Origin of the sequence: Phycicoccus sonneratiae (assembly GCF_016887965.1) — a bacterium.
Taxonomy (GTDB): domain Bacteria; phylum Actinomycetota; class Actinomycetes; order Actinomycetales; family Dermatophilaceae; genus Phycicoccus; species Phycicoccus sonneratiae.
Genome location: NZ_JAFDVD010000006.1, coordinates 139,044 through 152,204 on the forward strand (window position 1 = coordinate 139,044; position 13,161 = coordinate 152,204).

At 74.8% G+C, this 13,161-nt stretch carries 15 protein-coding genes; 4 read left to right on the top strand and 11 right to left on the bottom strand.

Annotation, left to right across the window (positions count from 1 at the left end; genetic code table 11):
• Window positions 1-6 precede the first annotated feature (6 nt).
• Entirely contained in the window at window positions 7-540 is a 534-nt protein-coding gene (locus JQN70_RS05390; protein WP_204130294.1) for a hypothetical protein, read from the bottom strand.
• A 154-nt stretch (window positions 541-694) separates the two neighbouring features.
• Here JQN70_RS05390 and JQN70_RS05395 point away from each other — a divergent pair, with 154 nt between their 5' ends.
• Window positions 695-1,360, top strand: a complete 666-nt coding sequence (locus tag JQN70_RS05395; protein WP_204130295.1) for a response regulator transcription factor — start codon at window positions 695-697, stop codon at window positions 1,358-1,360.
• Window positions 1,361-1,366: 6 nt separating this feature from the next.
• Here JQN70_RS05395 and JQN70_RS05400 read toward each other — a convergent pair whose 3' ends face one another.
• The 3 genes from JQN70_RS05400 to JQN70_RS05410 are packed head-to-tail and all read right to left on the bottom strand — an operon-like array spanning window position 1,367 to window position 5,534.
• Complete coding sequence (locus JQN70_RS05400; RefSeq protein WP_204130296.1) at window positions 1,367-2,233, bottom strand: alpha/beta hydrolase family protein; 867 nt, start codon at window positions 2,231-2,233, stop codon at window positions 1,367-1,369.
• Between the two features lie 2 nt (window positions 2,234-2,235).
• Entirely contained in the window at window positions 2,236-3,531 is a 1,296-nt protein-coding gene (locus tag JQN70_RS05405; RefSeq protein WP_204130297.1) for a class I SAM-dependent RNA methyltransferase, read from the bottom strand.
• Window positions 3,528-5,534: an APC family permease gene (locus tag JQN70_RS05410; RefSeq protein ID WP_434063744.1), complete on the bottom strand. Its 2,007-nt coding sequence runs from the start codon at window positions 5,532-5,534 to the stop codon at window positions 3,528-3,530. Before JQN70_RS05410 ends, JQN70_RS05405 begins: the two co-directional genes overlap by 4 nt.
• Window positions 5,535-5,624: 90 nt before the next feature.
• Between JQN70_RS05410 and JQN70_RS05415 the strand changes: the two genes are divergently transcribed.
• Together JQN70_RS05415 and JQN70_RS05420 are read left to right on the top strand one after the other, a co-directional pair.
• Window positions 5,625-6,290 carry a potassium channel family protein gene (locus JQN70_RS05415; protein ID WP_204130298.1) on the top strand — a complete coding sequence of 222 codons (666 nt, stop codon included), beginning with the start codon at window positions 5,625-5,627 and terminating at the stop codon, window positions 6,288-6,290.
• Window positions 6,291-6,312: 22 nt separating this feature from the next.
• Window positions 6,313-7,005: a potassium channel family protein gene (locus JQN70_RS05420; protein ID WP_204130299.1), complete on the top strand. Its 693-nt coding sequence runs from the start codon at window positions 6,313-6,315 to the stop codon at window positions 7,003-7,005.
• Here the strand turns inward: JQN70_RS05420 and JQN70_RS05425 are convergent.
• The 7 genes from JQN70_RS05425 to JQN70_RS05455 all read right to left on the bottom strand — a co-directional run bounded on the left by JQN70_RS05425 (window position 7,002) and on the right by JQN70_RS05455 (window position 11,770).
• Window positions 7,002-7,706, bottom strand: a complete 705-nt coding sequence (locus JQN70_RS05425; protein ID WP_204130300.1) for a DUF3159 domain-containing protein — start codon at window positions 7,704-7,706, stop codon at window positions 7,002-7,004. The genes JQN70_RS05420 and JQN70_RS05425 overlap by 4 nt on opposite strands.
• Window positions 7,703-8,062 (bottom strand): OB-fold nucleic acid binding domain-containing protein, encoded by a 360-nt coding sequence (locus JQN70_RS05430; protein ID WP_204130301.1) that lies wholly within the window; start codon window positions 8,060-8,062, stop codon window positions 7,703-7,705. The genes JQN70_RS05425 and JQN70_RS05430 overlap by 4 nt, the downstream gene beginning before the upstream one ends.
• A complete protein-coding gene (locus JQN70_RS05435; protein ID WP_204130302.1) occupies window positions 8,062-8,802 on the bottom strand; it encodes a DUF3710 domain-containing protein in 741 nt (246 codons plus the stop codon). The genes JQN70_RS05430 and JQN70_RS05435 overlap by 1 nt, the downstream gene beginning before the upstream one ends.
• 37 nt (window positions 8,803-8,839) lie before the next feature.
• Window positions 8,840-9,310 (bottom strand): dUTP diphosphatase, encoded by a 471-nt coding sequence (dut, locus tag JQN70_RS05440; protein WP_204130303.1) that lies wholly within the window; start codon window positions 9,308-9,310, stop codon window positions 8,840-8,842.
• A 20-nt stretch (window positions 9,311-9,330) separates the two neighbouring features.
• Complete coding sequence (locus tag JQN70_RS05445) at window positions 9,331-9,630, bottom strand: DUF4193 domain-containing protein (RefSeq protein WP_204130304.1); 300 nt, start codon at window positions 9,628-9,630, stop codon at window positions 9,331-9,333.
• Window positions 9,631-9,788: 158 nt separating this feature from the next.
• On the bottom strand, window positions 9,789-10,661 hold the full coding sequence (locus JQN70_RS05450) for an inositol monophosphatase family protein (RefSeq protein ID WP_204130305.1): 873 nt from the start codon (window positions 10,659-10,661) through the stop codon (window positions 9,789-9,791).
• Window positions 10,658-11,770, bottom strand: coding sequence for a ferrochelatase (locus tag JQN70_RS05455; protein ID WP_204130306.1), 1,113 nt, complete (start codon window positions 11,768-11,770; stop codon window positions 10,658-10,660). Before JQN70_RS05455 ends, JQN70_RS05450 begins: the two co-directional genes overlap by 4 nt.
• A 108-nt stretch (window positions 11,771-11,878) precedes the next feature.
• Between JQN70_RS05455 and sepH the strand changes: the two genes are divergently transcribed.
• Entirely contained in the window at window positions 11,879-12,991 is a 1,113-nt protein-coding gene (sepH, locus tag JQN70_RS05460) for a septation protein SepH (protein WP_204130307.1), read from the top strand.
• The last annotated feature ends 170 nt before the right edge of the window (window positions 12,992-13,161 follow it).

Sequence of the window (13,161 nt, forward strand, 5' to 3'; positions counted from 1 at the left end):
ATCACCTCACACGTGGGCGTGCTCGACCGACAGCGTAGGCGCGGACGCGCGCCGTGCCGAGAGCTTCTCGACCCCCACCCCGGCGCCGTAGGCGAGCGCCGCGGCCGGGAGCCCCAGGACGAGGCCGCCGAAGCCGCCGGTGGAGGAGTCCATGACGAGGGTGACGACCTCGAGGAGGGCGATGCCGAGCAGGCCGAGCACCTGCGGTCGACCGCGCCCGGCGAACCTCGCCACCGCGTAGGCGAAGGCGGCCGCGAGCGGCAGGGCGAACCCGCACCGGGTGATCCACCCGAACGCCGGGAGGCTCGCCGCCAGCACGAGGGTCGAGACGGCGACGGCCCCGAGCACGTGCCGGCGGCGCCAGAGCAGCGGGAGCGCGGTGAGGACGAACACGGGGAGGATGAGCATCGACTGCGAGTCGAGCGGGTGCGCGAGCTCGGGGCCCGCGGCGGCCGTGACGTTCTCGAGGCCGATGAGGACCGCGAGCGTGACGACGACGCCGGTGACGACGAGGTCGCTGGGACGGATTCCGGTGAACATGGGGTGCTGCCTTCCTGTCGGGTCCGGCCCCCTGCCGGAGCCGTCGGCACCACGGTGCGCCCGCGTCCCGGCCCGCCGCGTCGTCCCGGCGGACGATCCTCGACCGGGCGCGTCGTCCTCGAGGAGGACCCGCGGCGCCTCCGGCCACGGCAGGATGAGCCCCGTGACCAGGGTGCTCGTGGCCGACGACCAGGAGCTGGTGCGCGCCGGCTTCCGGGTCATCCTCGAGGCCGAGGGGGACATCGAGGTCGTCGCCGAGGCGGCCGACGGCGAGGAGGCCGTGCGCCAGGCCGCGCTGACCCGCCCCGACGTCGTGCTCATGGACGTCCGGATGCCCGTCCTCGACGGGCTCGCCGCGACCGAGCGCATCCTCGCCCGCCCGGACCCCCCGACCGTCGTCGTGCTGACGACCTTCGACCGGACCGACTACGTCTACCGGGCCCTGCGCGCGGGCGCGGCCGGCTTCCTCCTCAAGGACACCCCACCGTCGCGCCTGCTCGCGGCCGTCCGGGCGGCCGCGACCGGTGACTCGCTCATCGAGCCCCGGATCACCCGACGGCTCGTCGAGCAGTACGCCGAGCCGGAGCCCGAGCCCGGCGTGCCCGAGCGCCTGCGCAGCCTGACCGACCGCGAGCTCGACGTCCTCCGGCTCCTCGCGCGAGGACTCTCGAACGCGGAGGTGGCCGCCGAGATGGTCGTCGCCGAGACGACCGTCAAGACCCACGTGGCGCGTCTCCTCGGCAAGCTCGAGGTCCGCGACCGCGTCCAGGCCGTCGTCCTCGCCTACGAGAGCGGTCTCGTCCGTCGCGGATCCGGCTGAGGCCGCTCAGCCCCCGCGGGGTGCGACGGCGTCGAGGACCTCGAGGGTGCGGGCCCAGGCCGCCGACCCGGTGTCGACCTGGTCGAGGTGGTCGCCGGCGACCTCGACGAGGGTCGCCTGCGCGCCGGCGGCCCGGGCCGCGTCGACGTAGGTCCGCGACTGCGCGAGCGGCACCGTCCCGTCGTCGGTGCCGTGCACGCACCACACCGGCACCTCGAGCGGCACCTGGCCGAGCGGGTCGGCCGCGGCGAACGCGTCGGGCACCTCGTCCGGGGAGCCGCCGAGGAGGTCGCGGACGGCACCGGCCCCGAGGTCCTCGGCGTCGGCGGTCCGGAGGTCGAGGACACCCGCCTGGCTGACGACGTGGGTCGGGACGACGGCGGCGGACCGCCAGCGAGGGAGCCGACGCCGCGCGGCCGCCCAGACGGCGAGCTGGCCCCCGGCCGAGTGCCCGAGCGTGACGAGCGGGTCGGGCGGGGTCCGGCCGTCGGCGGCGAGCAGGTCGAGCGCGGCCGAGACGTCGTCGAGCGTCGCGGGGAAGCCGCCCCCGTCGCCGACCCGGCGGTACTCGACGTCGAGGACGGTCCAGCCGCGCCGGACGAGGTCGGAGGCGAGCGGTCGCCCGAGGGAGATGTCGTACGCCGCGAGCCAGAAGCCCCCGTGGAGGACGACCACGGTGCCGCGCGACGCACCGTCAGGGCGGGTCAGCTCGGCGAACTGGGCGGGGTGCGGGCCGTAGCGCAGCACCTGCGTGCCGGTGGGCCGCGGGGCCGGCGCACCGGGGGCGGAGAAGCACCCGGTGAGCAGCGCGCCCAGCACCCCGGCGCCGGAGGCCAGCACCGTCCGCCGGGACGGTCCCCCGACCGGCGCCACGCTCAGCCCGCGTCCGGCACGAAGTGGGCCACGCACTCGACGTGGTGGGTCATCGGGAAGGCGTCGAAGGCGCGCAGGGCGTCGAGCCGGTAGCCCGCGGCGGCGAAGGCCGCGGTGTCGCGGGCCAGCGCGGCCGGGTCGCACGCGACGTAGGCGACCGCCCGCGGCCGCATGGCCGCGACGGCCCGGACGACGGCCGTACCGGCGCCGGTGCGCGGCGGGTCGAGGACGACGACGTCGGCAGCCGGCGGCAGCAGCGGGGAGCGCGCGGCGCGACGGGGACGCGACCGGCCACGGCGCCGCTCGGCCCGCGGCACGCCGAACACGTCGTCGACCCGTCCCGCGACGACGACGACGTTCCCCGCCGGCGCGAGGTCGCGCTCGGCGCGCTCGACGGCGTCACGGTCGGCCTCGACCGCGACGACCTGGCCCCTCGGGCCGACGGCCTCGGACAGCGCCGCGGCGAACAGCCCCACGCCGCAGTAGAGGTCGAGCGCCCGCTCCCCCGGGCGGACGTCGAGCGGCCCGAGCGCCGCGGCGAGGAAGGTCGACGCGGCGCCGGGGTGCACCTGCCAGAAGCCGCGGGCCGACACCGTGAAGTCGCGGGCGAACCGCACCGTGCCGTCGGGGACCTCCCACGTCGCCTCGACCCGCTCGACGACATCGGGCACGTCTGCCCCGGGCACCTCGACGACCACCGGCTCGCCCGCCGTCGGCGCGACGGCGTCGACGGCGTCGGACCCCGCCCACGACCGGTCGGTGACCCGCAGCCGGTCCACGCCCGGGGCCGCGATCCGGCAGTGGTCGACCGGCACGACCTCGTGGGAACGGAACCGCCGCAACCCGGCCCGCCCGTCGGCGTCGACCGCGAACTCGACGCGGGTGCGCCAGTCGAGGCCGTCGGCGTCGCCGGGCACCGGCTCGACCTCGACGTCGACCTCGAGCCCCGCCAGCCGGGCCATCTGCTCCCGGACCACCCCCGCCTTGAGGCGACGCTGCCCGGCGAGCGAGACGTGCTGGAGGTCGCAGCCCCCGCAGGCGCCGGGCCCGGCCCACGGGCACGGGGGCTCGACCCGGTCCGCGGACGGGACGAGGACCTCGACCGCGTCGGCCCGGACGAACCGTGCGCCGGACCCGACCTCGGTGACCCGTGCGAGCACCCGCTCCCCCGGGACGGCGTGGCGGACGAAGAGCACCTGCCCCTCGTGCCGCGCCACCCCGTGGCCGCCGTGGGCGAAGGCGGTGACCTCGACGTCGACCGCGTCGCCGACGGCCAGACCCGGACCGGGAGGCGTCACTCGCCGCGCCGGACGTCGCCGACGACCGGGCCGTCCATCCGGTCCTCGACGCCCTCGGAGGACGCGAGCTGCCACGGGACCGACGACACCATGACGCCGGGCGTGAAGAGCAGCCGGGTGCGCAGGCGCAGAGCACTCTGGTTGTGCAGCAGCTGTTCCCACCAGTGCCCGACGACGTACTGCGGGATGTAGACGACGACGAGGTCGCGCGGGCTGTCGGTGCGGATCGACTTCACGTAGTCGACGACCGGCCGGGTGATCTCGCGGTACGGGCTGTCGAGGGCCTTGAGCGGCACCGGGATGTCGCGGCGGTCCCACTCGGCCTGGAGCGCGGAGGTCTCCTCGGGCTCGACGTTGACGGTGAGCGCCTCGAGGATCGAGGGCCGGGTGGCCCGCGCGTACGCCAGCGCCCGCAGCGTGGGCTTGTGGATCTTCGCGACGAGGACGATGGCGTGCACCCGCGAGGGCAGCAGCTGGTGCTTGGTGTCGCCCTCCATGACGGTCAGCTCGTCGCGCACCCGGTCGTAGTGCCGCCGGATGCCGAGCATGAGGAAGAAGAGCACGGCCATCGCGGCGATCGCGTACCCCGCACCGTGGATGAACTTCGTCGCGAGCACGACGAGGAGGACGGTGCCGGACATCGTCGCGCCGACCGCGTTGATGACCCGGCTGCGCATCATCCGCGCCCGGCCGGCGGGGTCCTTCTCGACCCGCAGGTGCCGGTTCCAGTGCCGGACCATGCCGATCTGGGAGACGGTGAAGGAGACGAACACCCCGACGATGTAGAGCTGGATGAGGCGGGTGACGTCGGCGTCGAAGATCACGACGAGCGCGGCGGCGGCCCCCGCGAGGATGAGGATGCCGTTGGAGAACGCGAGGCGGTCGCCGCGGGTGTGCAGCTGGCGCGGGAGGAAGCCGTCGCGCGCGAGGATCGAGCCGAGCACGGGGAAGCCGTTGAACGCGGTGTTCGCGGCGAGCACGAGGATGAGCCCGGTGACGATCGAGACGAGGACCACCCCGAGGTGGAAGTTCGAGAAGACCGCCTTCGACACCTGGCCCATGACGGTGTCCTGCACGTAGGTGTCGCCGACCGGCACCCCGTCGCGGAGCAGCTGGGTCGCCTCGTCCTCGGCGTAGTGCACCCCGGTCCAGCGGGCGAGGACGACCATCGACATGAGCATCGTCACGGCGATGGTGCCCATGAGGAGCAGCGTCGTGGCGGCGTTGCGTGACTTCGGCTTCTGGAAGGCCGGCACGCCGTTCGAGATGGCCTCGACCCCGGTGAGGGCGGCACACCCGGACGAGAAGGCCCGCAGCAGCAGGAAGGCCATCGCCAGCCCGCCGAGCTGCTCGTAGCCGTCCTCCGGGGCCAGCGTGAGCGACGCGCTCTCGGCGAGCGGCAGGTCGCCGGACAGCCGGCGGTAGAAGCCGAAGAGCGCCATCCCGATGACCGCGGCCATGAAGAGGTAGGTCGGCACGGCGAAGGCGGCCCCGGACTCGCGCACCCCGCGCAGGTTCATCGCCGTGAGGACCGCGATGACGACGACGCCGACGACCGCCTCGTGGCCCCGCACGAAGCCGAAGGCCGAGGCGGCGTTCTGCACGCCGGAGGAGATCGACACCGCGACGGTGAGCACGTAGTCGACGAGGAGCGCGCTCGCCACCGTGAGGCCGGCGCGCGGGCCGAGGTTGACGCTGGCCACCTCGTAGTCGCCTCCGCCGGAGGGGTAGGCGTGCACGTTCTGGCGGTAGCTCATGATGACGACGGCCATGACGAGGACGACGACGAGCGCGATCTTCCACGACTGGGTCAGCGCCAGCGTGCCGCCCGCGAGCCCGAGGGTGAGGAGGATCTCGTCGGGGGCGTAGGCCACGGACGAGAGGGCGTCGCTGGCGAAGACGGGGAGGGCGAGCTTCTTCGGCAGGAGCGTCTCGCCGAGGCGATCGCTGCGCATCGCGCGACCGAGGAGGACACGCTTGACGAGCCGACCGGGAGTGGACACGAGGACAACTGTATGCAGACCGCGGGGGCCGCGGTGCACGTGTTCCGGTCGCCGGCTCGTGGCGTCGCGCCGCGTAGTAGCGTCGGCCCCGTGCACTTCGTGATCATGGGCTGCGGCCGGGTCGGCGCCTCGCTCGCGCGCGCCATCGAGCGGGCGGGCCACGAGGTGGCGGTCGTCGACCAGGACGAGGGCGCCTTCCGCCGCCTCGGCACCTCGTTCGAGGGTCGCACCGTCACCGGGGTCGGCTTCGACCGCGACACGCTGCGGGCGGCCGGCATCGAGAACGCCTACGCCTTCGCGGCCGTCTCCAGCGGCGACAACTCCAACATCCTCGCCGCGCGCGTCGCGCGCGAGAAGTTCGGTGTCGAGAACGTCGTCGCCCGCATCTACGACCCCGGCCGCGCCGAGATCTACCAGCGGCTCGGCATCCCCACCGTCGCCACGGTCAAGTGGACGAGCGACCAGATGCTGCGCCGGCTCCTCCCCCAGGGGCACGTCCCCGAGTTCACCGACCCGTCCGGGCACGTCGTCATCGCCGAGATGCCCGTGTCGGCGCCGTGGATCGGCCACCGGGTCAGCGAGATCGAGCAGGCGACCGGTGGACGGCTGGCCTACCTCACCCGGCTCGGCGACGGCTTCCTGCCCGGCGCCGACACCGTGTACCAGGAGGGCGACCTCATCCACCTGGCCCTGCGCCGCGACGACCTCGCGACGGCGGAGCGCGCCCTCGACGCCCCGCCCCCGTCCACCCACTGACGCCGAGAGAGGCAACCCTGACATGCGCGTCGTCATCGCCGGAGCCGGCTCCGTCGGGCGCTCGATCGCCCGCGAGCTGATCCGCAACGGCCACCAGGTGCTGCTCGTCGACCGCGAGGCCGACGGCGAGCGGGTGTCGAAGGTCCCCGACGCCAGCTGGCTGCAGGCCGACGCGTGCGAGATCGACACGCTCTCCGAGGCCGGACTCGCCGACTGCGACGTCGTCGTGGCCGCCACCGGTGACGACAAGGTCAACCTCGTCCTGTCGCTGCTCGCCAAGACCGAGTTCGGGGTGCCGCGCACCGTCGCCCGCGTCAACAACCCGAAGAACGAGTGGATGTTCGACGAGGCCTGGGGCGTCGACGTCGCCGTCTCCACCCCGCGCCTCATGACCGCCCTCGTCGAGGAGGCCGTGAGCGTCGGCGACCTCGTGCGCATCTTCGAATTCCAGCAGGGCCGGGCGATGATGGTCGAGATGACCCTGCCCGTCGGCAGCCCCTACGCCGGCTCGCGCGTCGGCGACGTGCCGTTCCCCGGCGACACCGTGCTCACCGGCATCATCCGCGACGGGCACCCCATCGCCCCCAGCCGCGACGACGCGCTCGAGCCCCTCGACGAGCTGCTCTTCGTCACGACGCCCGACGACGAGTCCGAGCTCGAGTCGCTGCTCTCCCCCGGCCGCCGGCACAAGCGCGACGAGGACCCGGAGGGCTAGACCGCCCGCTCCTCCTCGGCCCCGGGATCCTCGCCGGGCTCGAGCGGGGTGTGCCCGGAGACGAGCAGCCACCCCATGACGGCCAGGGCGCCGACGTAGAGCGGCCAGCCGAGCGCGATCTTCGCCACGCCCAGCAGCGCCACGTGCGAGCCGAGGTAGAGCGGCACCATGACGACGAGGCGCACGACGTACAGGGCGACGAGCACCCACGTCAGCCGCGCGCAGACCCGGACCATCCCGCGGTCGCGGCGCCACCCGAACGGGTCCTCCTGGGCCCGCGGGTCGCCGGCGCCGACGAGGAAGCCGACGACCGGCCAGCGCGCGGCGATCGAGACGAGCGTGCCGACGAGGAAGCCGGCGCTCGTGAGGATGCCGGGGAGGAAGGCGTCCTCGGCCTGCCCGGAGCGCAGCGCGAAGAAGGCCGCGAGGGCGGTGGCGACGAGGGCACCGAGCACGTGCTGCAGCGAGGAGCGCTGGACCACCCGGACGACCGCGAGCACGAGGGCGACCCCGACCGCCGCGATCGCCGCGGTGCGCACGTCGTGGTCGGTCGCGGTCCACACCCCGACGAACACCACGGTGGGCAGGGCCGTCTCGACCGAGCCGCGCCAGCCGCCGAGCGCGACGGCCAGGCGGTGGCGGATGAGGGCCTCGACGGTGTCGGGGGCGGGCGGACCCGCGACCGGCTCGTCGGCCGTCACTGCTTCGGGATGATCTCGTAGGCGGGGTTGAAGATCGTCGCCGTGCCCTTGACGGTCGTGACCCGGCCGCGCGCCCGCAGGAAGGTGCCCGGCTCGATGCCGCCGATCGAGCGCCGGCCGACCCACACGAGGTTGACCGAGCCCTTGCCGTCCCAGACCTCGGCGACGAGCGCCGGGACGCTGGCCTTCGGCGGGAGGGTGACCGTGCGGACCGTCCCGCAGACGCAGGCGCTGTGCCGGGGCGCGAGGGCGGTGAGGTCGTCGCCGCCCTCGGAGACCGTCTGCTCGCGCAGCTCGTCGGCGTGCTGCTCGACGGGCGTGCGGGCCAGGTCGCGCAGGCGCTCGCGGACCCCCATCACCGCACCTCGGTGATCTCGGGGCCGCGCTCGAACGGGTCGAGCGTGGTGTCCTCGTCGGCCTCCGGCTCGGCCTCGGGCTGGGCGTCCTGGGGCAGCGAGAGCGGCAGCAGCTCGCGGGGGGCCATCGGGTCGCCGCCGCGCACGACGACGACGCCGCGCAGCACCTCGAGGAGCGGCTCGGCAGCGCTCTCGTCGATCGCCGCGCGCCCGGAGAGGACGCCGCGGAGGAACCAGCGCGGGCCGTCGACGCCGACGAAGGTCGCCGGCGCGAAGACCGTGCGCCCGTCCGGGCCCGCCGACGGCATGCGCGTGCGCAGCTGGGGGCCGAGGTCGGTGGTGTGCTCCTCGACGGTGCCGCCCTGCTGCTCGACGGCCATCGCGATCTCGCGGCGGATGTCGGACCACAGCCCGGCCGAGCGGGGCGCGGCGAAGGCCTGGAGCTGGAGGGCGGACTCGCCGACGACCGCCGTGGCCGCGTTGACCTGCTGGGTCTCCTGCTCGACCTCGAGGCGCAGCTCCATGCCGGGCACGCCGCGCACCCAGAGGGCGCCGAGGTCGAGCCGGCCGTCGCGACCGTCGACCTCCGTGACGTCGAACGGTCCGCCGTCGCGCGCCGGCGCCTCGTCGGCGACCCAGTCGTCGAGGGGCGACGAGTCGTCGCCGCCACCCAGGCCGCCCTCGTCCGGGACGACGACTGCGTCAGGCTCGGTGTTCTTGCTCCTGCGGAAGATGCTCACGGTCGTGGGGTCCTCGGGTGTCTGGTGGTCGGCGGGCTCACCGGTGCCCGGCGGTGCCGAAGCCCCCGGTGGACCCGTGTCCAGTCTCCCCCCGCGCGCTGTCCGGAAGCGAATCGGCCTCCGAGAAGTCGCCGTGGAGGTACTCCTGGACGACGAGCTGGGCGATGCGGTCGCCGACGCGCACGGTGAACGGCTCGGTGGGGTCGAGGTTGACGAGGTTGACGAGCACCTCGCCCCGGTACCCCGAGTCGACGGTGCCGGGGGCGTTGACGATGCTCACCCCGTGCCGCGCCGCCAGCCCCGAGCGCGGGTGCACGAGCCCGACCGTGCCGGGCGGGAGCGCGAGGGCCAGGCCCGTGGGCACGAGGGCCCGCTCCCCGGGGGCCAGGGTCACCTCGGCGACCGCGGTGAGGTCGGCGCCGGCGTCGCCGTCGGTGCTGTAACGGGGCAGCACCGCGTCCGCGTGCAGCCGCCGGACGGCGACGGGGACACGGGTCGGTGCGGCCACGGGTCGGTCGTCCCGGCCGGTCAGGCCGCGCACTCCCGGCAGACGAGCACCCCGGAGCGCTCGCTCGCGAGCTGGCTGCGGTGGTGCACGAGGAAGCACCGCGAGCACGTGAACTCGTCGGCCTGGCGCGGGAGCACGCGCACCGAGAGCTCCTCGCCGGACAGGTCGGCCCCGGGCAGCTCGAAGCCCTCGGCCTGCTCGGTCTCGTCGACGTCGACACTCGAGGCGCGCTTGTCGACCCGGCGGTTCTTCAGCTCCTCGATGGAGTCCTCGGAGAGCTCGTCGTCGGTCTTGCGCGGTGCGTCGTAGTCGGTTGCCATCGTTGATGTCCACCCTTCTCGTGACAATCGGCCCTGACAACGCACGGGCTGCCGAGTTTGTGCCCGCTCGGGCGCCGTGCGCGCCAGATTGTGCACCATCGCCGGTCGGGCCCGCCACGCGGGTCCATCGCTCGACCCGCAGAACCTCCGCGGAGGGCTCAGCCGGGCTCGCCGACCGACCCGACGTGGCGGCTCGTCAGCTCGCGCAGCAGGGCCGACAGCTCGGCCGCGATGCCCGGGGCGGCCGCCCACGTGAGGTCGCGCGTGGGCACCTCGCCGACCGGGCCGCCGACGAGCGCCCCGGCCTCGACGGCCACGAGCATGCCGCCGGCCCGGTCCCAGGCGTTGAGCCCGGTCTCGTAGTAGCCGTCGAGCCGACCGCAGGCCACCGCGCACAGGTCGAGGGCCGCGCTGCCGTGCCGGCGGACGTCGCGCACCCGGGGCAGGAGGTCGACGAGGAGCCGGGCCTGGCGCTCGCGCACCTCGGCGGCGTAGCCGAAGCCGGTGCCCACGAGCGAGAGCCCGAGGTCGCTCACCGGGTTGGCCCGCAGCGAGCGCGAGCCGCCGGGCCCGGTGAGCCGGGCGCCGCCGCCGGTGTGGGCGTGGAACAGCTCCCCGGTGGGCGGGTTGAGCACCGCGGCCGCGACGGGGCGCCACGCGCCGGGGACGGCGGGGTCGCCGACGACGGCCGCCACCGACACCGCGTACTCGTGCATGTCGTAGAGGTAGTTGATGGTGCCGTCGATGGGGTCGACGACCCACGTGAGGCCGCTCGTGCCCGGACGGCCGCCCTCCTCCTCGCCGAGCACCGCGTCATCGGGCCGCAGGACGGCGAGCCGCTCGAGGAGCAGCTCCTGGCTGCGCTGGTCCATCTCGGTGACGACGTCGGTGCGCGTCGACTTGGCGGTGGTGCCGAGCTCGGTGGGCCGCTCGTCGACGACGAGCCGGCCGGCCTCGCGTGCGACCTCGCAGGCGACCCGCTCGAGGTCGGCGAGGTCGAGGTCGGCCGGCAGGGCCGGGACGGCGCTCATCGGTCGCGCCCGCAGAGCGCCGGCCTGGCCACCCGGAGGTTGGGGCAGCAGCCGGGGTCGCACACCGACGGGCGGACGTCGCCCGGAAGCCACGTGTCGGGGACGACGACCTCGCCGCGCGCCTCGGCCGCCCGCTCGAGGAGCAGGTCGACGAGCCCCTCGACGAACCCGTCGTCGCCGTGCGGGGTCGGCACGCGCAGGAACGGCACCCCGACCCGCTCGGCGGTCTCGGCGGCCTCGGTGTCGAGGTCGTGGACGACCTCCATGTGGTCGGAGACGAAGCCGATGGGCACGACGACGACCGGCGCGGTGGGGTCCTCGGCAGCGAGCTCCTCGATGCGGTCGTTGACGTCCGGCTCGAGCCACGGCTGGCTCGGCGGGCCGGACCGCGAGCAGAAGACGAGCTCGCCGCGCAGCGTGGTGCCGAGCTCGGCGCCGACGACCTCGTCGAGCCGGTGGGCGAGGCGCAGGTGCTGGTCGGTGTAGAGGTTGCCCTCGCCGTCGCCCGGACCGGAGGTGTCGTCCATCGCCAGCGGCACCGAGTGCGTGACGTAGAGGAGGCGGGCCGAGCCGGGGTCCGGCAGCGTGCGCAGGGCCGCGACCATCGCCCGGGCCCACGCGCGTCCGAGCCCGGGGTGCGTCACGTACTGGCGGACCTTGTCGACGACGAGCCCGTCGGCCGCTGGGCCGACCTCCTCGAGGGCGCCCGCGAGGTCCTCGCGGTACTGCCGGCACGACGAGTAGCAGGAGTAGGCGCTCGTGAAGAGCGCGAGCACCCGGGTGGCGCCGAGGTCGAGGGCCTCGTGGAGGGCGCCGGCGAAGAACGGCTCGCTGTTGCGGTTGCCCCAGACCACCGGGACGTCGAGCCCGCGACGGTCGAGCTCGGCGCGCAGCCGGGCGAGCAGGTCGCGGTTGAGGTCGTTGATCGGGCTCCGGCCGCCGCGCGCGTAGTAGTGCTCGCCGACGGCGACGAGCCGCTCGTCCGGGATGTTCCGGCCGGCCGTGACCCGCCGGAGGAACGGCATCACCTCGTCCTCGGCCTCGGGCCCTCCGAAGGACCCGAGGAGGACGACGTCGTACGGCGAGAGGTCGGCAGACGCGTCGGGCATGGGGCCACGCTATCCGGGCAATCGCGCCACGCCCGGCGTGGGCTCCACGATCCGGGTGCCTCGCGGTGGCATCGTCGGGGTGACGACGAGCGACCCCGGGAGACCGACATGCAGGACCTTCGCCTGATCGGCGTCCACGAGGACGGTCAGCACCTGTTGCTCGCGGACGCCGACGGGGGCCGGTTCCGCCTGCCCCTCGACGAGCCGCTGCGTGCCGCCGCCCGCCGCGACCGGCCCCGGCTCGGCCAGCTCCAGATCGAGATGGACGGCGGCATGCGTCCCCGCGAGGTGCAGGCCCTCATCCGGCGCGGGCTGTCCGCCGAGGAGGTCGCCGACCGCTCCGGGTGGACCGTCGAGAAGGTCCGCCGGTTCGAGGGACCCATCCTCGCCGAGCGCGAGCACGTCGCCCGGGTGGCGCGGGGCTGCGCCGTCGGCACGCGCGGTCCGGCACCGGTCACCCTCGCCGACCGGGTGTCCGAGCGGCTGCGCGACCGCGGGGTCGACCGCGACGACATCGAGTGGGACTCCGCCCGCGACGACGAGGGCGTCTGGCAGCTGTCGATGACCTTCGCGGCCGGTGGCCGGCGACGCACCGCGACCTGGCTCTACGAGCCGCTCGGCGGCTCGGTGTCGCCGACGAACGACGAGGCGCGCTGGCTGAGCGAGGACTCGACCTCCGGGCTCATCCCCGCCCCGCACCGGGCGCCCACGAGCACCGACCTCGACGTCTACGACGTCGACGCCGACGGGGGCATCGAGCGCACCGCCCCCACCGAGCGGGCCGACCACGAGCCGATCGACCTCATGGCCGCGATGCGCGAGCACAGCGCCCGGGGCCGGCGCTCGCGGCGGCGCTCCTCCCCCACGCACACCCCCGGCGAGGACCGTCCGCGCGACGACGCCCTCCCGCTCGAGGAGCTGACCGGCGACCTCGCCGCGGCCGGACCGCCCCCGGCGCACCGCGCCCGCAAGCCGGTGCGCGAGCACCTCGAGGAGCCGACCCGCTCACGGGCGCTCGTCGGCGGATGGCCCGAGGACGACGAACCGCAGCGCCCCGAGACCGACTCGGCCGAGCGTGGCTCCTCTTCGTCGTCCGACGACGACGGCGGTGCGCGCACGGCCTCGGCGTCGGCCGCGGGCTCGTCCGGGCGGCGCGGCCGGCCGAGCGTTCCCAGCTGGGACGACATCGTCTTCGGCACCAAGGGCTCCGGCCCCGCCTGACCCGGCCCCCCGACGCCGGTCGAGGTGAAAGGGGACCTTCTCGCGGTCTGTCCTGTGAAGGGACATGTCTGACACTTCGGAGGAGACATGTCTGACAGGTCAAGTGTCTCGCTCGATGCGGATGTAGTCACGGGCGCATCGGGGCTTGCCGAGGAACGTGGTCCGGTTCA

Bases quoted from the DNA above. Each gene is read 5' to 3' on its own strand.
- JQN70_RS05450 (WP_204130305.1), bottom strand. From the start codon at position 10,661: ATGAGCGCCGTCCCGGCCCTGCCGGCCGACCTCGACCTCGCCGACCTC.
- JQN70_RS05455 (WP_204130306.1), bottom strand. From the start codon at position 11,770: ATGCCCGACGCGTCTGCCGACCTCTCGCCGTACGACGTCGTCCTCCTC.
- JQN70_RS05445 (WP_204130304.1), bottom strand. From the start codon at position 9,630: ATGGCAACCGACTACGACGCACCGCGCAAGACCGACGACGAGCTCTCC.
- JQN70_RS05420 (WP_204130299.1), top strand. From the start codon at position 6,313: ATGCGCGTCGTCATCGCCGGAGCCGGCTCCGTCGGGCGCTCGATCGCC.
- sepH (WP_204130307.1), top strand. From the start codon at position 11,879: ATGCAGGACCTTCGCCTGATCGGCGTCCACGAGGACGGTCAGCACCTG.
- JQN70_RS05390 (WP_204130294.1), bottom strand. From the start codon at position 540: ATGTTCACCGGAATCCGTCCCAGCGACCTCGTCGTCACCGGCGTCGTC.
- JQN70_RS05395 (WP_204130295.1), top strand. From the start codon at position 695: ATGAGCCCCGTGACCAGGGTGCTCGTGGCCGACGACCAGGAGCTGGTG.
- JQN70_RS05430 (WP_204130301.1), bottom strand. From the start codon at position 8,062: ATGGGGGTCCGCGAGCGCCTGCGCGACCTGGCCCGCACGCCCGTCGAG.